The following is a 21,802-nucleotide window of genomic DNA, read 5'->3' as shown; positions in this document are numbered from 1 at the left end:
GTCGGCACGAAATCAAGAAGAGACGGGAGACCGATCGTGAATGCGGTCATGTGGATGGGCGTGGCCGGAATAGTCGGCACTGCGGTCTCACCGTGGATCACCGAACGCCTGCGCAGCAGGAATGCGCGCCGAGACCAACTCGTGAAGCTGCGGCTCGCGATCTACGCCGACCTGCTGAGAATGACAGCTCGCCTCGCGGCCACCGCAACGACATCGGCTGCATCGCACCCGAATGATGCGGGGCAGATCGGCGGCGACGGTTTCGATTCCCTGCTCGGCCAGGCGCAGGTCGTGGCCAGCGATGACGTCTACCGACGACTCAACGAACTGTCGCAGCTCACGGAAACGTTCAACCGGCACCTCGTGACGGCCGAGCAACGCCCGGTCTTTCCCCATCGGCAACACCTGCACGATGGCGCACTGAACGACCCGTTGCGCCTGCAGCATCGGAGAACACTGACCGATATCGCCGGCGGTATCGCGGTGGCTCACGGGAGAGTCCAGGACGCGATCCGCCACGAGATGAACCGGTGACGGTGCTCGATCGCATCCCGTCGCGGCAGACGTCGGTCACATCGCCGCCCCGCTCGAATCCATTCCGCTGCGCATCGAGAGGGCGTCCAGTTCGGAGTGCGAGAGTAGAGCTCTTCGAGAGCGATCCACCTGCCGCTACGCCCCGGGTAGGTTCAGGTTCGCCAGGGTGAGTGCCGATCCGAGCAGCATCAGGGCCCGCGAGGATCGCGGGTCGGTGCCGGTGAGATCGGCTATCTTGGCGAGCCGGTTGTCGATGGTGTTGGGATGGACCTGCAGCACCCGCGCGGTGCGCCTGCGATTGAAGTCGTTGTCGAAGTACAGCTGCAGTGTCTCGACGAGTTCGGGGAACGGTGTCAGTGGCTCGATGACCCGAAGTAGCGAGGTTCGCGCATCGGTGGGCTGTGCCAGTTGGTATTCGACCAGGAGGTTGTCCAGCACGCCGAGCGCACCGGGATCATTGCGTGCGCGGACCAGGTTGAGCAAGTTCCGCGCCAGCGCGGCCGCGCGCGGAAGATCGGCGGTCGCTGCGGCCGCGGATACCCCGCCTCGTACAGTCGCGCCGGCGACGGCCTCGAGCCTGGGCATCATCGCCTGGATCGTGGTGAGCCAGGCGGTGCTCGGGCCGGGGTCGGCCGGTATGAGGACCATGCCCTCGTCGCGTTCGAGCGCGGCAAGGACGTCACCGCCGAGGGTGCGCCGGATCTCCTGCTGGACTCGTCGCGCCTTGCGTCGACCGGCGATACGCCGCCCGACTTCGTCTGCTGCCGGCTCGGCGGGGTGCTCACCCAGGTGGAGCGCGAGGACGACGTAGGCCGGAGCGACCCGGGTGCCGAGTCGTTGCGCCAATTCGGCGCCCGGCCGCCCGGAGATCAATTCCCGGACGAGGTCGCGGGCGGCTTCGCGGGTCTCGGTTCCTACCGCCTCGAACTCCTGTTGGTGCGCATCGGACACCGTGTAGACGGCCCGGCGTGCCTGCGCGAACATGCCCTCCAGGAGGGCGCCCACTCCGGCGGAGTCAGCTGCCGACACTTCACTGAGGACGGCCTGGCAGATCATGTCGACGATCATCAGATAGGAGTCGACGAGATCCGTAACGGGTAGTCCGTCCTCGGCACGATCCTGTGCGGCTGCCGCAAGGGTATCGAGCTGTGTTTGTGCGTCCTCGTTAGCGCCCGCGGCTCCGCGCAGGAGGAACTGGCCGAAGATCCGGCAGTTACGCGCCATCACCGGATAGACGTGTTCGGTGGTGAATCCTTCGCCGTAGTGCGGCGAGCTCTGCGCGTACCGCTCCACCGCTTGCGCCGAGATTTCGGGGAGACGGCGTTCCGCTCGCCCGAGCGCTGCAAGCAGCTGCGGCGGGAGTGGTTGTGACATGTCACACCACCATAGTCGCGTCGGTGTGGAAAGCGGTGATTGTTCCGGGGATCGGCCGGTCGGAGACTGGGTACATTCCCCAGTTCGATGAGAGCTGGATCACAAGGGAGGCTGAACGTGTCGATTGGTGAAATCGAGTCCCGGCGTCCGGCGAAGGCAGCGCCCACCGCGCCGTCGACGCGACGGGCGTGGCTGGTGACAGGTCTGCTGTTCGTCTTCATGTTGATCAATTTCGCAGACAAGGCGGTCATGGGGCTCGCAGCGAAGCCGATGAGTGAGACGTTTGGACTCGATTCTGCCGAATACGGGCACGTCGCGAGCAGCTTTTTTCTGCTCTTCAGCATCTCCGCCGTGGTGATCGGCGTCCTCGCGAATCGCGTGCCCACTCGATGGCTGCTGGTGGGTCTCGCGGTGGTGTGGTCGCTCTCGCAGGCGCCGATGATCTGGACGACGTCGATCGGGGTGTTGTTCGCGTCGCGAATCGTGCTCGGCGCGGCGGAGGGCCCGGCATTCGGTCTCGCCAACCACTCGCTACACAAGTGGTTCGTCGACAGCCGGCGACAGTTGCCGAGCAGCGTCCTCGCGCTGGGAAGCAGTGTAGGCACTTTGCTGGCAGCCCCGGCACTGACGTGGGTGATAGTCCACCTCGGCTGGAGGGAAGCCTTCGCCGCCGTCGCGATCCTGGGACTGGTGTGGTGCGCCGCGTGGGCCCTCCTCGTGCGGAGCGAGGGACCCTACGGAGCCGAAGCGGCACCCGCACCGGCCGAGCCCGAGCCAGACGCCGCAATCGAGGATCACACCAGTTACTGGCGGATCTTCCTCTCCGGCACCAGCATCGGCAGCCTCGCGCTCGGCTTCGCGGCCTATTTCGGGTTGGCCATCTCGGTGGCCTGGCTGCCGCGCTTCCTCCAGGAATCCCGCGGATTCTCGATGACCGGGGCCGGAAACGCCACGGCCGTGTTCTGGGCCGTCGCAGGCCTGTTCATCCTCGGGACCGGGATACTCTCGCAGCGCCTCACCGTGGCCGGAATCACGACGACATGGTCACGGGGAATGCTCAGTGCAGCACTGGTATTCGGCGGCGGCGTGTGCACTCTTGCCGGCGTGATGGTGCACTCACCGATCGGCAGCCTGATCCTGCTCATGATCGGGCTCGGAGCGCCGACGTCGGTATTCGCGATCACGCAGACCCTCGCCGGCGAGATCGCACCGGTTCGTCAGCGCGGCGCGGTGCTCGGTGTCGGCGTCGGAATTTCGACGCTCGCGGGAGTCATCGCACCCACCGTGATGGGTAACCTGCTCGAGTCCGCCTCCGACACCGCGGCCGGCTACAACAACGGGTTCGCGGTGGTGGCCATGGTCTGCGTCGCCGCCGCACTGGTCGGCGCGACTCTCATCCGCCCCGGACGCGACGCGGCGCGCCTGCGGACGACCTCCTCCTCGTAAAGCCCATTCTTGCGCACTGCATCCACCGTCCCCACCATTCGAAAGGGCCACTGCTGTGCCCCCTTCCTTTCCTTCGCACCGTCTCCATACGCTGTTCGAACCCAAGTCCATCGCCGTGGTCGGCGTCTCTGCGACGCAGCCGCTGTCCTGGGGCAGACTGACACTCGACCGACTCCTCGCGTGCGGATTCAGCGGTGAACTCGTCGCGGTCGGACCGCAGGCGGTCGAGTCGCCGAGCGTGGTGTCGGTCAGATCCCTTTCCGAACTGAATGCGCCACCGGATCTCGTGGTAGTCGCGACCCCCGCCGACGCGGCGCCGGGCGTGCTCGCCGAGGCCAGTGCGATCGGCGTCGTCGCGGCTGTGGTGTTTTCCGCAGGATTCTCCGAGGCGGGCGACACATTGCGCGAGCAGCGTTTACGCGAGGCGGCGGGTGACATGGCCGTTCTCGGGCCGAACTGTCTGGGCATCGTCAACCATGCGGCGGGCATCCAGCTGTCCACCAGCGGATTCCTCGGCCGATCCCGGCGCACCGAGGGACCGGTGGCCATCATCACGCAGAGCGGGGCTCTCGGCTTCGTCCTCGCCGACCTACTCGAGAAGGCGGAGATCGGCTACACCTACTACGCGAGCGTCGGAAACGAAATGTGTTTGACCACAGCCGTCCTCGGACAGTATCTCGTAGAACGACCCGAGGTCGAGACGATCGTGCTCTACCTCGAGGGTGTGCGCGACGCAGCCGGACTCCGCGAACTCGGTGAGCGTGCCCGCACGCTGGGCAAGACCGTGGTGGCGTTGGCCGTGGGTAGCAGCGAGGGCGGTCGGCGGTCCGCACTGTCACACACCGCAGCGGTCGCCGGCGACTACACGCTCCTGTCCGCGCTCTGCACGCAGGCAGGGATTCTGCTGGTCCGGACCGACGACGAACTCGTCGACGCCGTGCTGTGCGGCCGGAAGGGCTGCCGACTTCCGGAATCGCCCGCCTTCGCGGTGCTCACCATGTCCGGCGGTGCCGGCGGCGTCCTCGCCGATTCACTCACCACGATGGGCGCCCGCATCCCACCCCTGTCAGAGCCGACGCGGCGGCGAATCGCAGAAATCGGGACAGTCGAGGCGGGCGATCTCAATCCGATCGATCTGGGTGGCAATTTCTTCCGTTCCCTCGACAGCTTCCATGCCCTCATCGGGGTGCTCGACGAGGCCGACGAAATCGACGCGGTCGTCGTCTATCTGACTTTCGGTGACTACTTCGTCGACAACTTCCGGGACATCGCGGAGACGTGCGCCGCCACGGCGACCCCGACATGGTTCATCTGGGCCGGGGCCCCGGAAGGAGAGATCACGCGTTCTCGACGCCCGGAGACCGTGATTCCGAGCATCGGTGCCTTCGTGCGCCGCACCTCGATGGCAGTTCGTCCCGCGTCGACGAAACCCGTCGAACAAGACCGGGGCGACCGGCGCTCCCCCGCACTTCGGAGGGTGCTCACCGAACTGCATGCGGCTCCGGTGTTGAGCGAGGCCGGGATCCGCCATGTTCCGATGGTTGCGGCGACCACCCCGGAAGGCGTCGTCGCCGCTATCGAGGCCGCCGACTGGGCGGGCACACGCATGGTGGTCAAGGGCGACTCGAGCCAGGCACCTCACCGTGCCCACCTAGGGTTGCTGCGCATCGATATCGCACGAGCGGATCTGCTGTCGGCGGCGGCCGAGATACACGCCCGCCTGAACAGATCCTGCGTCGACGACGAGGCGCGCCTCGTCGCCCAACCACTCGTCGAGCATCGTGCCGAGATCGCACTCGGCGCAGTGCGGGATCCGATCTACGGCACCGCCGTCGTCCTGGGCGCAGGGGGCGCCCGGGCCGAGGATCACTCGGCGCCGCGACACACCATCCTGCTACCGGCAACGCCCCAGGACATCGACGGACTCGCCACCTGGGCAAGCTCGGAGTTCGACTGCGACGCAGCGAGTATCGCCGCCGCCATCCGGTCCCTGATCGCAGTACTGCACGAACACCCCGAATACCACGAGATCGACATCAACCCACTGTGTGTCGTCGACGGCGGACTCGTCGCGGTCGACGCCCTGATCACCCTCACCGACACACCGTGAACACACCACACCATCGGAACGGAGCAACAATGACGACATCTCTCACCCGGCCTTCCTCTCCCGGCAGCATCGAGCGCATCGGACAGAAGGTGGGTACCGCGGCCTCCGTGGCCGTCGAGGCCTACCTGTGGGGTTACCCACTGGTCCTGATGAACCGCACGAAACGACTGCTCACCTGCCGCGATCATCGCGGTGCCGCACCGATCAACACACTTCGCCACCGCACCGCGCTCGCCACCGCCCGTGATCGAGAAATCGTCAAACCCAACAACGACACGATCTACTCGATCGGCTGGCTCGACCTCGCAGCCGGACCACTCGTCCTCGACGTCCCCGAGGTGCACGGGCGTTACTACAGCTTCCAATTCCTCGACGCCTACACGAACACGTGGGAATACGTCGGACGACGCACGACCGGAACACATCCTGGACGATTCGTCCTCGTGGGACCGACCTGGCGCGGCGACCTCCCCGACGGCAAGGTCCTGACGTCGCCGACGAACACGGTCTGGTTGATCGGCCGAACGATCGTCGACAGCCCGGAAGATCTCGCCGAGGTCGCCCAGCTCGTCGAGGGGTACCGGCTCTCCCCCGCCGTCGACGGGGACAGGGAACCGCGCTGGACCACCGGACCCATCGAATCGCCACATACGATCGGCGAGGCAGGCATCGAATTCTTCGACGAACTCTGTGCCGCCATGGAAACCGATCCGGCTCCGACCGGTGAGGAAGACACCCTCGCGCGGTTCGCGACCCTCGGCATCGCACCCGGACTACGCCCGTCGACCGACATCACCGACCCCGTCGCCCGAACCGCCCTCGAGCACGCCGTCACCATCGGGGATCGACTCCTCGCGGCGCGGCGCACGAAGAGCGAGCGCGCGTGGGACTACAACCTCGAGCTCGGTACGTACGGGACAAACCATCTGCTGCGCGCCGCCGTCGCCCGACACGGACTCGGAGCCCTCACCGCATCCGAAGCGATCTACGCCACCACGGAGATCGACGCGACCGGTCGACAGCTGACCGGCGCGCACGACTACCGACTGCACTTCGACAGCGCACACCTTCCCCCGGTCGACGCATTCTGGTCACTGACGATGTACGACGACGAGTCCTTCCTCGTACACAACCCCGCAGATCGCTATGCGATCGGAGATCGGACGACGGGTCTGACCTACGGCCCGGACGGTTCGCTCGAGATCATCATCCAGCACCGCCAACCAACGGATGCGACGGAGCGGGCGAACTGGCTGCCCGCACCGGGGGGCAACTTTCAGCTCACCATGCGCTTCTACGAGCCGCGCGAGGAAATGCTCACGAACCGCTACGTCATCCCCGCGGTCACACGCCGATGAACCGCCGGCTCGACACAGCGGTCTGTCACCAATTCGGCTCGCAGCTACCAATTCTCGCGTTCAGTCACTCTCTTCCGGTAACCGCGGCCGCGACCAACTGCGGGGCCATCGGGATCTGGGGCGCCACCCGGAACACACCCGAGGAGATCGACGAAGGACTCGCCTGGCTCGCCGCACGCTGCGGCGGACGCCCGTACGGCGTCGACCTCGTACTGCCGGCGAACATGCCCGAACGCGACAATCGGGAATTGCTGGAAACTCGTTTACCGCAATGTCATCGGGACTTCGTTGCGGCCCTTCGCACCAAATACGCGGTGCCGGACGACGGGCTACCCGGTACCCGATCCCGGTTCGTGCGCTCACAGGAAATGGCGCACGCACAACTGGGCGTCGTGCTCGCATCGGAAGCGCCGATCACCGCGATGGGCGTCGGCAGCCCACCCGAGGCCGTCTCGTCACTGCATGACGCAGGCAAGTCGGTGATCTCCCTCGTCGGCACCACCGAGCACGCCCGCCGCGCGCTCGACGCCGGCACCGACATGCTGGTCGCTCAGGGCTACGACGCCGGCGCGCACACCGGGGACATCGGGACCTTCTCACTGGTCCCGCAGATCGTGGACCTCGCCGGTGACATCCCCGTGGTAGCGGCCGGCGGAGTCGCCACCGGCCGACATCTCGCCGCGGCACTCGCGATGGGTGCATGTGGGGTGTGGATGGGAACCGCCTGGCTGTTCGCGAAGGAGCACGACCTCGATCCCCTCGTGCTCGCGAAGCTGGCCGCGGCGGACTCCGGCGACACGATCCGGTCCCGGGCCGACAGCGGCAAGACCCTGCGTCAGATCACAACGGCGTGGACCGACGAATGGTCCGAGCCGGGCGCACCCGAACCTTTGGCGATGCCGCTGCAGGACATCCTCGTCGGTGACCTGCTGGGCGCGGTGTCCCGGCACCGCATCGAGCCGTTGATGAAATCGGAAGCGGGACAGTCGGTCGGCTACTTTCGCGAGCGCACGGACGTGGCGAGCATTCTCGACGGCCTGATCACCGAAGCGGTGCACGTGCTCGATCGGCTCGGTTCCGATATCTGATCCGGACGTGCGGTGGCGGCGCAGGTGGGCGCGGACCCGGATCCGGGATTCACCCTCTCCAACGAGCGCACCTTCCTGGCGTGGGTCCGGACAGCGGTCGTCAGGCGGCGAGCTCACGGGGACGAGCGAAGACATCCACCAGCGCACCGTTGCGCCACACCGTGATCTCGATCTGCCGGTCGATCGCATCCTCGACCATCAACCGCTGAACGGCAGTCGTCGTCACGATCGGCTTGCCGTCGAGTTCGACCATGATGTCTCCCCGCGCAGCCCCGCCTCGGCGGCCGGGCTGCGCGGGGAGACACCGGCCACCTGTAACCCCGTCTTGGACCTGATCCGCCCCTGCAGCTTCGGAGGGAGCGGAACCTGCATGCCTGCGATCCCCAACCAGGCCCGACGGACCCGCCCGGCCGATACCGACGCGGCGATGATCTGCCTCGTCGTCGACCGACTCCACCAGACCCGAGTCTAAACAAGACCAACTTCGCGATCACCGGCTGTGCTGTTACCGCTGCCCGTCCGTTCGAACGCCACCCGGGCGCCGTCACAGCGTCCCCATCGGCACACAACCGGCAACCGTGGACCAGTCACCCAGCAACCGCCCGGGGTCTCCGGCGAGTCAATCCTCGCCGAGGAGGTCGTGGCCATGCCATTCTCGGACCACGCCACGAGTACTCATGGTTCCCAATGGTCACACACATCGCCACCGAAAAGGAGCCTTCGACCGTCGCGCGAAAGCAGGGTGAGCGCGCCCGGTCGCTCGTATCTCGATGGACGCTCGGCCGACCGATATTGCACACCTCGTCAGGGCCCCCGAGTTGGGTCGCACGCTTCGCGGGCCGCGATCATCCCGCCTCGTTCGACCGCCTCCGCGTCTCCTCGATGCGCTGCCGCTGCCGGACCCCGTACGCCGCCTCCTTGACGGCGGCGTCGTCCTCGAGACCCGACCCGAGCGCCCCACCTATGGTGGCGATGGACGCCAGCAGCCAGGTGAGCGTGAGGTAGTCGGAGAAGTTCACCCCGTGCCCGAGAATGGGGGACAGCAGTTCCGGGGGAAGAGCGAGGCACGTGGTGAACAGGAGCAGGCAGAACAGGGCCACGTGGAGGATGGCGACGCCGATGACCAGGGTGGCCACGGTCGCGGTGTTGTACAGCACCGATCGATCGCGCTCCTCCGGCGACTTCGGCCGCTCCCAGAGTTCGTGATCGAGGATCAGCCAGAGAATCATCGCCACGATCGACAGGACCGTCGCCGCACCCATACGCCATGGACCCATCGTGTCGGCGAACAACCAGATCGTGTCGGTGGCCAGCGCGATCGCGCCCGTGGCGAAGGCGCCGACGAGTACCTTCGACAATCCGGTGACCAGTCGCCACGGCCGGTTGGCCCGCACCATCCCCGACAGCAGTCGCAGCCGCCGCAGCCCCGAGGGCGCGAAGTACCGGATACCGTCCTCAATCTGCACACACGGGAACCGTCGCGCCGCGCCGGGGGGCATGAGTTCCGGTTCCCCGAGGACGCGGGCGATCACGAGTTCGGTGACAGTGCGGACGCGGTGCCCGATGTGGACGCCGCCCACCCCGGCGACGGAGATGAGCGCGAAGAGGTGGTCGGCGCTGACGTCGGCCACCACTGGCAGGGTGTCCTCGCGACGCGGTAGATCGGTGAGGTACACGACGATGTCCTCCCCTTCGGAGGACGGATCAACCGCGTGGATCACATCTGCGAAATCCGCTTGCTCGTCTGAGAGGTACGGCTTGCCGCGTACGCACGTCGTCCACCGACGCTCGAGGCGATCACGGCTTCGCAGGCGTTGCGGCAGGTACTCCGCGATGCGTTCCGCGAGAGCCGCAGGCGTGCCCGGATCCGCGATCAACAGCACCGAGACCTGCTCGCCCTCCGCACCAGATTGCCCTCCCCCCAGGTGCTCATTCGCATCCACCGCCTCCGCGTACCCGCCGGGCCTGCCCCCAAACTCCAGGCAGTGGGTGCGCGTGCATCACAGCGCCGCCGCGGATCGCCGCTGCCTCTGTCCGGTAGACACCACGAGCGTCCGAGGATGCACCGTCGACACGACTACGATCGGCTAGCCAACGCAACGTGCCGGGCCGCGACACAGATCCCGTCCACGCCCGTATTGGTCGTTCTTGGAATCGTCGTTCAGCTGGCGGGGCGGTCTGTCACGGTAACCGAAATCTGCTGGGTCTCGCCGCCGCGGAGCACGGTCAGTTCGACTCGATCGCCGGGGTCGACGGCACGGATCGCCGCGATGAAGTCCTCCGCCGACTCGGTGTCGTGACCGTTGACCGCGGTGATGACATCGCCCGGCCGGATACCCGCGGTCGCAGCCGGACCGAGCGGGACGACCTCGAGGACGACGACACCGCTGGTGCGGTCTATTGCCAGTTGTTCGGCGATCTGCGGGGTCAGCGTGCCGGGCTGAATGCCGACGTACGCATGCTGGGCGGTTCCCGAGGCCAGCAGCTGGTCCGCGACATCGACGACATTCGCCGCGGGGATGGCGAAGCCCAGAGCCACCGCACCCGCCGACGGGGGAATGTAGGCCTGGCTCATCCCCACGACCCGCCCTTGTCCGTCGATCAGCGCACCCCCGGAGTTACCCGGCGAGATCGCGGCGTCGGTCTGAATCAGGTCGACCAGCGGCGCCCCGGTGGAGGCCGACCCGGGGATCTGACGGTGCAATCCTGAGATGATCCCCGAGGTGACCGTGGCCTCGAACCCCAGCGGACTGCCCACGACTACGGCGAGCGCGCCGACCTCTGGCAGCGCTGTCTCGAACGTCGCCGCAGTCAGATCCGTGCGGTCCGCTTGAAGGACCGCGACGTCGGTCACGCGATCGACGGCCCGCACGTTCGCGGACACCTGTTGCCCGTCCGCGAACGCCACACTCACCTGCCTGGCACCCTCGACCACGTGGGCGTTGGTGACGATGGTGCCGTCAGTCTTGTAGACGATGCCGCTGCCCACGCCGGACCCGGTGAGCACGGTGACGACCGAGGCCTCCACCTGCCGGACCAGTGCCGGCAGGTCTACGGCAGGCCCCGCTGAGGGCGTCGAGGTGGTGGGAGCCGAGGCGCCGCATCCCGCGAGGAGGAGGACCACGATCGCGGCCAGCGGCGCCCAGATCGAGGAACGTACGGTCGACGGCACGCGCATCAGCGACCGCCTCCGTGAGGAATCGGTCTCGTACATGCACCTGCCGCGAGCGGGCCCACCCGATCAACATACCCCTGCTGCTCCCGTGGTCGGTGACTCCCGACCCGCGTCACATACCGATGGAAAATCTGCATCGACGATTACGGTGCGCGTGTCTCACTGCTACAGCGACGAGTCGTATACTGTTGTACTACTTTCACTTTCAGACCAGCTCCCCGGTTTACACCCGATTCGGTTGCGGTACACCGAAATTAAAGTTTCGTGGACTCCACCCGATGGGCTAATCCAACACCTGAAAAGTGGATTTCGTCACTGGTTCGATTCTGCGCCAAGGAATTAGGCCCACCGCCGAGAGCCTGATCCTCTACGTGAGGATGAAGAAGCTGTTATTCCCAGCGCTCCGCGACTGTACTGTCAGGGTGGAATCGGCTTCCTGCTTTCGACTTGCTGGGCCCTAGTCACTCACCTCCTTCGGCTGCGAAAATTTGCTATCGGGAGTTCTACTCATGGGATTCCCGGAGTAGTGGCTGATGCCCGGAGTGCGCGTACCGGCCGCCTCGGCGGGTCCGGCGGACATTTATGCCCTGGGTGGGGTGTGGACGCCACTGTCCCCCGTTGTGTGGACGCCCATTAGGCGAATCTTGATGACGCCCAGAGGCGGATGAGGAACTCTCAGGCGGTTGAGCCTCCATAAGCTCAAACGGTTGACTGACCGACCGAACGCCGAACTGGTACGCGCGGGCTCGGCGGATCCCAAGTTATTGACGCCTAGGGGGCGTGATGTCAGAGTCCAGTGGCGGGACCTCCGCGGTACGTCCGAGCCGACCTGCCCGCCAGGTGGTAGCAACGTTCGACAACTACGCCGACGCTGAAAGCGCCGTCGACTATCTCTCCGACCAGCATTTCACGGTAGACAAACTGGCCATCGTCGGTCGCGATATCGAGCTGGTCGAGCAGATCGTCGGCCGATTGAACTACGGCTGGGCCGCTCTGCGCGGCGCCGCCGCGGGCGCGCTGACGGGTGCGCTGTTCGGCTGGATCTTCGGGTTACTCGATTGGGTCCAGCCGCTGCTCACGGGCCTCGCGCTCGCCTTCTACGGGTTGGTGTTCGGTGCCGTTGTCGGTGCCCTGCTCGGCCTGCTCATGTATGCGCTGCAGGGCGGCCGGCGCGACTTCACCTCGATCCAGTCTTTACAACCACGTCACTACGAAGTTCTCGCCGATGTCGAGGTCGCGGACGAAGCCGTCCGCTTGCTCACCGGCCGGACCGATCGAAAGGAATGAGTCATGGCGACCGCTGTGGGTATAGACCTAGGCACCACCAACTCGGTCATCGCAAGCTGGCAAGGCGGCGAGCCGGTGGTGATCTCCAATGTCGAGGGAGCGCGGACGACGCCGTCGGTGGTCGCGTTCACCGAGAGCGGCGAGCGCCTGGTCGGCCAGCTTGCCCGACGGCAGGCGATCTTGAATCCGAAGGGCACGATCTACTCGGCGAAACGCTTCATCGGACGCCATTACGACGAGATCTCCGAGGAGGCCAAAGCGGTCAGCTTCGACGTCGTACCAGGTGACAACGGTGAGGCCCGATTCGACGTGCGGGGAAAGAAGTACGCGCCGGAGGAGATCAGTGCCCTCGTGCTGCGCAAGCTCGTCGACGACGCGAGCAAGTTCCTCGGTGAGAAGGTCAAGGAAGCGGTCATCACCGTTCCGGCCTACTTCAACGACGCGCAGCGCAACGCCACCAAAGACGCCGGCCGGATCGCAGGCCTCGAGGTTTTACGGATCATCAACGAGCCGACCGCTGCGGCACTGGCGTACGGCATGGACAAGCAGACCCACGAAACCGTACTGGTCTTCGACCTCGGCGGCGGCACCTTCGATGTGAGCCTGCTCGATGTCGGCGAGGGAGTGGTCGAGGTTCGTTCCACGGCCGGCGACTCCCACCTCGGCGGCGACGACTTCGACCGACGCCTGGTGGACTACCTCGCCGACGAATTCCAGCGTGCGGAGAACATCGATCTGCGCAAGGATGCGCAGGCATTGCAGCGCCTCTTCGAGGCCGCGGAGAAAGCCAAGGTCGAGTTGTCCTCGGTGACACAGGCCCAGGTCAACTTACCCTTCGTCACCGCTGACGCGAACGGTCCCAAGCACCTCACCACCACGATCATGCGATCGAAGTTCGAGGATCTGACGGCGGATCTGGTGGAACGCTGCCTCGACCCCGTGAAGCAGGCGATGAGTGACGCCAAGGTCACCGCCAACGACATCGACGAGGTGATCCTGGTCGGTGGTTCGACACGTATTCCGGCGGTGCAGGCGCTGGTTCGCCGGCTCACCGGCGGTAAGGACCCCCACATGGGCGTCAACCCGGACGAGGTCGTGGCGCTCGGTGCCGCAGTCCAGGCGGGCGTGCTCAAGGGCGAGGTCTCCGATGTGCTGTTGCTCGATGTCACCCCGCTGTCCCTCGGCGTCGAGACGCAGGGCGGGGTGATGACCAAGATCATCGAGCGCAACACCACGATCCCGGCCCGGCGCAGCGAAGTGTTCTCCACGGCGGAAGACAATCAGTCCGCCGTGGACGTCGTAGTGCTGCAGGGCGAACGCGAACGGGCCGCCGACAACCGGGTGCTCGGCCGGTTCCGGCTGGAAGACATCCGCCCCGCGCCACGTGGCGAGGCCCAAGTCGAAGTCACTTTCGATATCGACGCCAACGGCATCCTCAACGTCACCGCCCGCGACAAGGACACCGGCAAGGAGCAGAGCATCACGATCAGTGAGCAGGGCAACCTGGACCAGAGTGACGTCGAGCGCATGCTGGCAGAGGCCGAACGGAACCGGGGTGAGGACGAGGCGCTGCGCAAGGCGGTCGACGCACGCAACGCGCTCGACTCGGTTGCCTATCAAGTGGAACGGCGACTCGCCGAACTCGGTGACAGTGCGCCACCGCACGACAAGGCGCGGGCCGAGATGCTGATCGCCGACGCCAGGAAAGCCGTCAAAGACGGTGCTTCACCCGCGGAGGTAGAGCCCCTGACCTCGGAGCTGCAGCAGCTGCTCTACGGGCTCGCGCCGGTCCAGGACGGCGGCGACGGACACCAGGCCGGCGGCGCAGAGGCTGCGTCGTCGGATGACGACGACGTGATCGACGCCGAATTCGATCGAAGCTGAGGCACACGATGGAAAGGTCTGCAGATCATTCGACGACCGAGCCGGCTACCGACGGTACCGACGGGGATCAGACCGAGACGGCGCCGGATCGCACCGACACGGGGGCCGAGTTGGCTCAACTCGAGGACCGCTGGCGCAGGGCCCTCGCAGATCTGGACAACCTGCGCAAGCGGTATGCCAAGGATCTGGATCGTGAACGCGCCGCGGAGGTGGCGAAGGTTTCCGCGGCGTGGCTGCCGGTACTGGACAATTTGGAGCTTGCGCTGGCCCATGCGGGCAGCGATCCTCAGACCGTCGTCGAGGGTGTGAAGGCGATCCGGGATCAGGCGGTGCAGGTGCTCTCACGGTTCGGCTTCGAGCGCCACGACGAGGTCGGTGTGCCGTTCTCCCCGGAGCTCCATGAAGTGGTCAGTGTGGTGGCCCAACCCGACCTTCCCTCCGGGACCGTGGTCGAGGTCTTGCGCCCGGGCTATGGAGAGGACGGGCGGCAGCTGCGTCCCGCCGCGGTGGTCGTCAGCCGCCCCGAGGGGTGAGCACCGATGGCGCGTGACTACTACGAAGTGCTCGGGGTCCCGCGGGGCGCCGGCACCGACGAAATCCAGCAGGCCTACCGCAAGCTGGCCCGCAAGTACCACCCCGACGTGAACAAGGACCCCACTGCGGAGGACAAGTTCAAGGAGGCCAACGAGGCCTACCAGGTGTTGTCCGACCCGGACACCCGGAAACGCTACGACCGATTCGGTGACGACTTCCGGCGTGTGCCCGAGGACTACGACGAACGGGTCCGGGCAAGCGCCGGTGGGTACGGCGGCGGGTTCGGCGGCGGCGGGTACGGCGGTGGGGGCGGGGGCAGAAGGGTGCACTTCGGTCACGGTGTCGGTGGCGAGGGCGGCGTCGACTTCGAGGACCTCTTCGGGCAGATGTTCGGCGGCGGTGGCGGGTACGGGCCGATCCCCGGCGCCGATCAGGAAGCGGAACTGGAACTGCCCCTGGAAGAGGCGTATCGGGGCGGCAAACGCACTCTCAGACTGGACGGACGGCAGTACGACGTCGACATTCCGGCCGGTGTCCTGGACGGCCAGCGAATCCGGCTGGCCGGGCAAGGCGGCCGGGGCAACGGTGACGCGCCGCCCGGGGATCTGTACCTCGTGGTGCGGATCAAGCCGCATCCCCGGTTCCGCGTACAGGGCCGGGACATCTACGTCGACCTGCCCGTATCGCCATGGGAGGCGGTCCTCGGGTCGACCGTCGTCGTTCCCACCCCGGGTGGCGAGGCGAAAGTCAAAGTAGTGCCGGGCTCGTCGACGGGAAGGAAGCTGCGCCTGCGCGGAGAAGGAATGCCCAATCCGCGGGGCGCCAACGGCAACCTCTACGCCCAAATCAAGGTGATGGTGCCGTCGAAACCGACCGCACGCGAACGCGAGCTGTTCGAGCAGTTGGCCGCCGAATCGAACTTCGATCCGAGGAAAGAGACATGAGCACCCCGACCCCGGTCACCCAGTACGTATTGGTTCGCCGCACCGGATTGTCGCCAGATGCCTTCGCCCAACGTACCGGGCTGCACCCGGACCTGGCACGAAAGCTTGTGGCTCTCGGCCTGCTCGACGCCCACCGCGACACCGGCGGCGAGATGTCGTTCGAACCATCCGAAGTGGCCCACGCCGCCCGCATCCAACGGCTGCGGACCGGTCTGGGCCTGAACTACTCGGCAATCGGGCTCGTGCTCGATCTGCTGGATCGAATCGAGAAACTCGAAGCAGCTTCCCGCAGAAGGAGGACACCCCCATGGACACCGGCAGCCTGACTGAAAAGTCACGAGAAGCCCTGCAGGAAGCCCAGAACGTCGCGACCAGAATGGGTCACACCGAGGTCGACGGAGAGCACCTGCTGCTCGCGTTGGTCGATCAGCAGGAAGGGTTGGTACCCCGACTGCTCGAGCAGGCCGGCGCGAACGTCGATGCCCTGCGATCCGATCTGGAACGTGAACTGTCGCGTAGGCCGAAGGTCAGCGGCCCCGGCGCGACACCCGGTCAGGTGACGATCACCCAGCGCCTGGCCAAGCTGCTCGACGCCGCGGAACGGGAGGCGAAGCGACTCAAGGATTCCTACGTGTCGGTGGAGCATCTCGTGATGGCCCTCTCCGAGGAGGGATCGGCCAGTGCGGCCGGGCGGGTCCTCGCCAGTCATGGGGTCACACGAGACGCCTTCCTCACGGCGCTGACGAAAGTGCGCGGCAATCAGCGCGTCACCTCGGCCACCCCGGAAGGGGCGTACGAGGCGCTGGAGAAGTACGGGCGCGACCTCGTCTCCGAGGGGCGGGCAGGCAAACTCGATCCGGTTATCGGCCGAGATGCCGAGATCCGCAGGGTAACGCAGATCCTGAGCCGGAAGACGAAGAACAATCCGGTGCTGATCGGCGACCCCGGCGTCGGTAAAACCGCGATCGTCGAGGGCCTCGCCCAGCGGATCGTCCGCGGCGACGTGCCCGAGGGCCTGCGCGACAAGACGATCTTTTCGCTCGACATGGGTTCCCTGGTGGCCGGTGCGAAATACCGCGGCGAGTTCGAGGAGCGACTGCAGGCGGTGCTGTCCGAGGTGAAGGCGGCCGAGGGGCGCATCCTGTTGTTCGTCGACGAGCTACATACAGTTGTCGGTGCGGGATCAGTCGGCGGCGAAGGGTCTCTCGACGCCGGCAACATGCTCAAGCCGATGCTCGCCCGCGGCGAACTGCACATGATCGGTGCCACCACTCTCGACGAGTATCGCAAGCACATCGAATCCGATGCAGCACTGGAGCGACGCTTCCAGACCGTTCTCGTCGACGAGCCCAGCGCCGAGGATGCGATCTCGATTCTGCGCGGACTTCGAGAACGCCTCGAGGTGTTTCACGGCGTGAAGATTCAGGACGGCGCACTGGTGGCCGCCGTGACCCTCTCGCACCGGTACATCACCGACCGATTCCTTCCGGACAAGGCGATCGATCTGGTGGACGAGGCGTGCGCCCGGCTACGCACCGAAATCGATTCGATGCCCGCCGAACTCGACGAGCTCACCCGGAAGGTGACCCGGCTGGAGATCGAAGAGGCCGCGCTGTCCAAGGAAACGGACGCGGCCAGCAAGGCGCGCCTCGAAGAGCTACGTAAGGAGCTGGCCGATCTACGGGCCGAGGCCGACGCCCGGCACGCTCAGTGGGAGGCGGAGCGGCAGGCGATCCGGCGGGTGCAGGAGCTGCGGGGAGAGCTGGAACGATTGCGCCACGAGGCCGAGGAGGCGGAGCGCAACTACGACCTCAATCGGGCCGCCGAGTTGCGATACGGCGAGATCACCGCGCTGGAACGCAGGCTCGAGGCGGCGGAGGCGCAACTGGCTACCAGGCAGGGCCGGAATCCGTTGCTGCGTGAAGTGGTCACCGAAGACGAGATCGCAGAGATCGTGGCCGCATGGACGGGTATCCCGGTCGCCCGGCTGCAGGAAGGTGAGCGGGAGAAGCTGTTGAAGCTCGACGAGATTCTGCACGAGAGGGTCGTCGGTCAGGACGAGGCGGTGCAACTGGTCGCAGACGCGGTGATCCGGGCGAGGTCCGGTATCCGTGATCCGCGCCGGCCGATCGGTTCGTTCATCTTCCTGGGCCCGACGGGCGTGGGAAAGACCGAGCTCGCAAAGACGCTGGCCAGTGCCCTCTTCGACAGCGAAGACAACATGGTGCGCCTGGACATGAGCGAGTACCAGGAGCGGCACACGGTGAGCAGGCTCATCGGTGCGCCCCCCGGGTACGTCGGGTACGACGAGGGTGGCCAGCTCACCGAGGCGGTGCGCCGCAAGCCGTACTCCGTGGTGCTCTTCGACGAGATCGAGAAGGCCCACGCCGACGTCTTCAATACCCTGCTGCAGGTGCTCGATGACGGCCGGATCACCGATTCTCAAGGCAGGCAAGTCGATTTCCGGAACACGGTGATCATCATGACCTCCAACATCGGATCCCAGCATCTCCTCGAGGGAGTCACAGCCGACGGCGAGATCAAGCCGGACGCCCGGGAGCGGGTGCTGGCGGAACTGCGCGGGCATTTCCGTCCCGAGTTCCTCAACCGGGTCGACGACATCGTGTTGTTCACCCCGCTCACGCTGCCCCAGATCGAGCACATAGTCGAGCTGCAGCTCACTGATCTTCGGAACAGGTTGTCGGAGCGCCGGATACACCTGGATATCACGCCGGAAGCACGCCGGCTCATCGCCGAACACGGTTTCGACCCGGTCTACGGTGCGCGGCCGCTGCGACGGTACATCGCCCACGAGGTCGAGACCAAGATCGGTCGTGCGCTGTTGCGGGGCGAAATCGAACCGGGTGGCACCATCCGTGTCACGGTGGACGGCGGCGAGCTCGCCGTCGCGTATGCGGAACCCGCCGTCGCGGCGGCCTGAGAAGAGGTGTCGTCATGGAATCCGAGAAGGTGAAGTGCCCGCACTGCGGCAAGATCAACAAGGTGCCGGCGTCCGGGGACGGAAGACCCCGCTGCGGGAACTGCCACGAGCCGCTGCCCTGGATCGCCTCGGCAGGGGACGGCGACTTCGCGGAGGTCGCCGAGAAGTCCTCGGTGCCTGTGCTCGTCGATCTCTGGGCGACGTGGTGCGGCCCGTGCCGCATGGTCAGCCCGGCGCTCGAGCAGCTCGCCAGAGAACGCGCAGGTCAGATAAAGCTGGTCAAGGTCGACGTGGATGCTGCGCCCCAGACGGCCGAACGGTTCACCGTCCGCGCCGTGCCGACTCTGCTGGTGATGGACCGGGGTGAAGTCCTCGCTCGTCAGGCGGGCGCAGCTCCGGTACCCCAGCTGCGCACGTGGCTCGATCAGGCGCTCTCGGAAAATGCAGGCAAGGAGGCGAAGTCATGACTTATGTCCATGCCGACCCACACGTGACCGCGATCCGGGCCGTGGTGCCCCGGACCCCGCAGGGTTGCGAGGAATGTCTTCGCCTCGGCACCCCGTGGGTGCATCTGAGGCTGTGCCTGACGTGCGGACACGTCGGTTGCTGCGACTCTTCGCCGGGCAAGCACGCGAGCGCGCACGCTCACGCCATCGGCCATCCGATCGTCCAGTCGATGGAGCCAGGTGAAGATTGGCGGTGGTGTTATGTCGACCAGAACTTCGTCTGAGGAGGCCGCACCCGTCGGCGACAGTCCGCCGGTCGACGACGAGACTCCGGATGCGGTCGGAGCATTCCCGCGGCTGACGGACGACCAGGTCGCGAGCCTCGAGACCGGTGGCACGCGTCGATCGGTTCGCGCCGGTGAGGTGCTGATCCGAGAGGGCGCGCCCAGCAACGATTTCTTCGTCATCCTTTCCGGCAAGGTTGCGGTCCTCGACGAGGGCGACGGGGACGGCGAACGCCGGATACTGCGCGTGCACGGTCCAGGCCGCTTCCTGGGCGAGCTCGGACTGCTGGAAGGCCAGGTGGCGTTCTTCACCGCCGAAGCGATCGAGGACGGCGAGGTCCTCGTCGTCCCGGCCGAGCGGGTGCGCGAGCTGGTGGCCCACGATCCCGTGCTCAGCGATCTGATCCTGCGCGCCTACCTGGTGCGCCGGCACCTGCTGATCGGGCTCGGCTCGGGGTTCCGGATCATCGGCTCCTGCTATTCCCCGGACACGTTGCGGCTTCGCGAGTTCGCCATCCGAAACCGATTGCCCCACAGGTGGATTGATCTGGAGCGGGACCAACGGGCGGAGCAGCTGCTGCGCAGCCTGGACGTCGCCCCCGAGGACACTCCCGTCGTGATCTGGCACGGCGAGAAGGTGCTGCGCAATCCGACGAATGCGGAACTCGCACGCATCGTCGGGCTTCCGGTCCCGGACTCGGTCCCGGACGCAGCCCAGGACGTGTGCAACCTCGTCGTCGTGGGCGCCGGACCGGCCGGTCTAGCCGCGTCCGTGTACGGCGCCTCGGACGGGTTGAACACGGTGACACTGGAGTCGATCGCCGCCGGCGGCCAAGCCAGTACCTCCTCCCGGATCGAGAACTATCTGGGCTTCCCAGCAGGGGTCTCCGGCTCCGAATTGGCCGAGAGGGCCGTAATCCAGGCCGGGAAGTTCGGCGCCCGCATCCTGGTGTCGGCGGAGGTGACCGGTTTGGGATCCGAGGCCGGGAACCATGTGCTCAGGCTGGCGGACGGCGGCGCGGTTCGCGGCCGGGCCGTCGTGCTCGCCACCGGGGCACGATATCGCAAGTTGGCCGTTCCAGGGATCGAGGCACTGGAGGGGACGAGCGTGTACTACGCCGCGACCCATCAGGAAGCGCGGATGTGCGGCACCGACCCGGTGGCTATCGTCGGCGGCGGAAACTCCGCCGGCCAGGCCACCGTCTTCCTCGCCGACCATGTCTCCCATGTTCACCTGCTCATCCGCGGCGACGACCTCGGAAAGAGCATGTCCCGATACCTGGTCGACCAGATCGAGCACCACCCGCGCGTCACCGTGCACCGGAACACCGAGATTCGTGCGGTCCACGGTCAGAAGTACCTCGACGAAATCGTGGTCGAGGACAATCGCACGGGCGACCAGGACACGATCCGGGTACATGCCCTGTTCGTCTTCATCGGGGCGACGCCGCACACCGGGTGGCTGGCCGACGCGATCGCACTCGACGACCACGGCTTCGTCCTCACGGGCATGGACGCGGTCCACGCCCGAGGAGACGGCAACCGGCCGATCAGCGCCGGGCTGTCCAGGACGCTCGAAACCAGCCGGCCCGGCCTGTTCGCGGCGGGCGACGTCCGCCGTGGCTCGGTGAAACGAGTCGCATCCGCAGTCGGTGAAGGAGCGATGGCGGTACGCCAAATCCATGAATACTTCGAAAGGAGCTGACGACATGCCAGTGATGGGCACCGTGAAATTCCAGCGGTTCTTCCGGGCAGCGGCTGGACTACAGGTCGACCGGAACGACCTCAAGCGCTATACGGATTTCATCGACGACAAGATCTACGATTTGATCCTCATCGGCAAAGCCTCGGCAAAGGCAAACCTGCGTGACGTGATCGAACCGTGGGACCTGCCGATCACCAAGGGGCTGCAGGAGAGCATCCACCGGTTCGAAAAACTGGACGAGGAGATCGAACTACAGCCTCTGCTCGATCAACTGACGGCCCGGCCGCCCTTGGACGTGGCTCTCTCCGAGGAGACCGAGCAGCGACTGCCGCTGATCGCCGGAGGCTTGAGCGTGGCGCTGGCGCATACCTTCGTCACGGTCGAGCCGGACCGCAAGAACCCCGGCACCGCCGAATGGAACGTCGCCTTCGACATCTTCCACCTACTGCTCTGACCCCGGGACCCTACGTCCCGGCAAACCAGAGGGTTGCCGGGACGCGAGGCATTCGTCCGGAGTCACGTACTACCGGTTGTCGCCCACCACATCGTGTGATCGTACGGTTGAGATTTCCATGGACGATCGGGCAGCTGTGGCCGCCGGCGCTGTCTGTCCCTGCTTTGCGACAGTCGCAACCCGAGGCGGCCGCGCTTGGACGCCTTCATCGCATCCCCGGTCGGCGCCTGGTTCTCCG

Annotated in this window: 20 protein-coding genes; 16 read left to right on the top strand and 4 right to left on the bottom strand. The window is 66.3% G+C overall.

Annotated features, from left to right (window positions below; all coding sequences use genetic code 11):
- The first annotated feature begins 36 nt into the window (after positions 1-36).
- Positions 37-534, top strand: coding sequence for a hypothetical protein (locus tag OYT95_RS35620; RefSeq protein WP_037227153.1), 498 nt, complete (start codon positions 37-39; stop codon positions 532-534).
- 135 nt (positions 535-669) lie between these two features.
- On the opposite strand, the gene OYT95_RS35615 is transcribed toward OYT95_RS35620, so the two are convergent.
- Positions 670-1,908 carry a PucR family transcriptional regulator gene (locus tag OYT95_RS35615; protein ID WP_037227155.1) on the bottom strand — a complete coding sequence of 413 codons (1,239 nt, stop codon included), beginning with the start codon at positions 1,906-1,908 and terminating at the stop codon, positions 670-672.
- Positions 1,909-2,025: 117 nt separating this feature from the next.
- Here OYT95_RS35615 and OYT95_RS35610 point away from each other — a divergent pair, with 117 nt between their 5' ends.
- The 5 genes from OYT95_RS35610 to OYT95_RS44790 all read left to right on the top strand — a co-directional run bounded on the left by OYT95_RS35610 (position 2,026) and on the right by OYT95_RS44790 (position 8,075).
- Positions 2,026-3,354, top strand: a complete 1,329-nt coding sequence (locus OYT95_RS35610; protein ID WP_255221346.1) for an MFS transporter — start codon at positions 2,026-2,028, stop codon at positions 3,352-3,354.
- A gap of 115 nt (positions 3,355-3,469) precedes the next feature.
- Positions 3,470-5,464, top strand: coding sequence for an acetate--CoA ligase family protein (locus OYT95_RS35605; RefSeq protein WP_268790284.1), 1,995 nt, complete (start codon positions 3,470-3,472; stop codon positions 5,462-5,464).
- A gap of 29 nt (positions 5,465-5,493) precedes the next feature.
- Entirely contained in the window at positions 5,494-6,822 is a 1,329-nt protein-coding gene (locus OYT95_RS35600; protein ID WP_052032853.1) for a DUF1254 domain-containing protein, read from the top strand.
- Positions 6,819-7,910, top strand: a complete 1,092-nt coding sequence (locus OYT95_RS35595) for an NAD(P)H-dependent flavin oxidoreductase (protein WP_037227159.1) — start codon at positions 6,819-6,821, stop codon at positions 7,908-7,910. Before OYT95_RS35600 ends, OYT95_RS35595 begins: the two co-directional genes overlap by 4 nt.
- Positions 7,911-7,922: 12 nt before the next feature.
- Positions 7,923-8,075, top strand: coding sequence for a DUF202 domain-containing protein (locus tag OYT95_RS44790; RefSeq protein WP_156046519.1), 153 nt, complete (start codon positions 7,923-7,925; stop codon positions 8,073-8,075).
- On the opposite strand, the gene OYT95_RS35585 is transcribed toward OYT95_RS44790, so the two are convergent.
- The 3 genes from OYT95_RS35585 to OYT95_RS35575 form a co-directional block, all read right to left on the bottom strand.
- Positions 8,011-8,163: a hypothetical protein gene (locus OYT95_RS35585; RefSeq protein ID WP_235214294.1), complete on the bottom strand. Its 153-nt coding sequence runs from the start codon at positions 8,161-8,163 to the stop codon at positions 8,011-8,013. The genes OYT95_RS44790 and OYT95_RS35585 overlap by 65 nt on opposite strands.
- Before the next feature lie 592 nt (positions 8,164-8,755).
- Positions 8,756-9,853: a membrane protein gene (locus OYT95_RS35580; RefSeq protein WP_037227162.1), complete on the bottom strand. Its 1,098-nt coding sequence runs from the start codon at positions 9,851-9,853 to the stop codon at positions 8,756-8,758.
- A 218-nt stretch (positions 9,854-10,071) separates the two neighbouring features.
- The gene (locus OYT95_RS35575) at positions 10,072-11,088 is read right to left on the bottom strand and encodes a S1C family serine protease (RefSeq protein WP_037227164.1); all 1,017 of its coding nucleotides are present in this window, start codon (positions 11,086-11,088) and stop codon (positions 10,072-10,074) included.
- 780 nt (positions 11,089-11,868) lie between these two features.
- On the opposite strand from OYT95_RS35575, the gene OYT95_RS35570 reads away from it, so the two are divergent.
- From OYT95_RS35570 to OYT95_RS35525, 10 genes are read left to right on the top strand one after another with little or no spacing between them, the layout of a single operon-like run.
- A complete protein-coding gene (locus OYT95_RS35570) occupies positions 11,869-12,372 on the top strand; it encodes a general stress protein (protein WP_037227167.1) in 504 nt (167 codons plus the stop codon).
- A 3-nt stretch (positions 12,373-12,375) separates the two neighbouring features.
- Positions 12,376-14,256, top strand: coding sequence for a molecular chaperone DnaK (gene dnaK / locus OYT95_RS35565; RefSeq protein WP_268790282.1), 1,881 nt, complete (start codon positions 12,376-12,378; stop codon positions 14,254-14,256).
- An 8-nt stretch (positions 14,257-14,264) separates the two neighbouring features.
- On the top strand, positions 14,265-14,789 hold the full coding sequence (locus OYT95_RS35560; RefSeq protein WP_005259196.1) for a nucleotide exchange factor GrpE: 525 nt from the start codon (positions 14,265-14,267) through the stop codon (positions 14,787-14,789).
- Positions 14,790-14,795: 6 nt separating this feature from the next.
- Entirely contained in the window at positions 14,796-15,734 is a 939-nt protein-coding gene (locus tag OYT95_RS35555; RefSeq protein ID WP_268790281.1) for a J domain-containing protein, read from the top strand.
- Positions 15,731-16,060 carry a chaperone modulator CbpM gene (locus tag OYT95_RS35550; RefSeq protein ID WP_112298454.1) on the top strand — a complete coding sequence of 110 codons (330 nt, stop codon included), beginning with the start codon at positions 15,731-15,733 and terminating at the stop codon, positions 16,058-16,060. Before OYT95_RS35555 ends, OYT95_RS35550 begins: the two co-directional genes overlap by 4 nt.
- Positions 16,042-18,675 (top strand): ATP-dependent chaperone ClpB, encoded by a 2,634-nt coding sequence (gene clpB / locus OYT95_RS35545; protein WP_268790280.1) that lies wholly within the window; start codon positions 16,042-16,044, stop codon positions 18,673-18,675. The genes OYT95_RS35550 and clpB overlap by 19 nt, the downstream gene beginning before the upstream one ends.
- 14 nt (positions 18,676-18,689) lie before the next feature.
- On the top strand, positions 18,690-19,142 hold the full coding sequence (trxA, locus tag OYT95_RS35540) for a thioredoxin (RefSeq protein WP_268790279.1): 453 nt from the start codon (positions 18,690-18,692) through the stop codon (positions 19,140-19,142).
- Positions 19,139-19,405: a UBP-type zinc finger domain-containing protein gene (locus OYT95_RS35535; protein WP_005259203.1), complete on the top strand. Its 267-nt coding sequence runs from the start codon at positions 19,139-19,141 to the stop codon at positions 19,403-19,405. Before trxA ends, OYT95_RS35535 begins: the two co-directional genes overlap by 4 nt.
- Positions 19,383-21,110, top strand: coding sequence for an FAD-dependent oxidoreductase (locus tag OYT95_RS35530; protein WP_268790278.1), 1,728 nt, complete (start codon positions 19,383-19,385; stop codon positions 21,108-21,110). Before OYT95_RS35535 ends, OYT95_RS35530 begins: the two co-directional genes overlap by 23 nt.
- Before the next feature lie 13 nt (positions 21,111-21,123).
- On the top strand, positions 21,124-21,564 hold the full coding sequence (locus OYT95_RS35525; RefSeq protein WP_174233749.1) for a DUF1931 family protein: 441 nt from the start codon (positions 21,124-21,126) through the stop codon (positions 21,562-21,564).
- Positions 21,565-21,802 lie beyond the last annotated feature (238 nt).

The sequence above is a fragment of the Rhodococcus sp. JS3073 genome (genome assembly GCF_026810085.1).
Classification (GTDB): domain Bacteria; phylum Actinomycetota; class Actinomycetes; order Mycobacteriales; family Mycobacteriaceae; genus Rhodococcus_F; species Rhodococcus_F wratislaviensis.
Note: the sequence above shows the minus strand (reverse complement) of the source record. Positions and strands in the feature narration are given on the sequence as shown.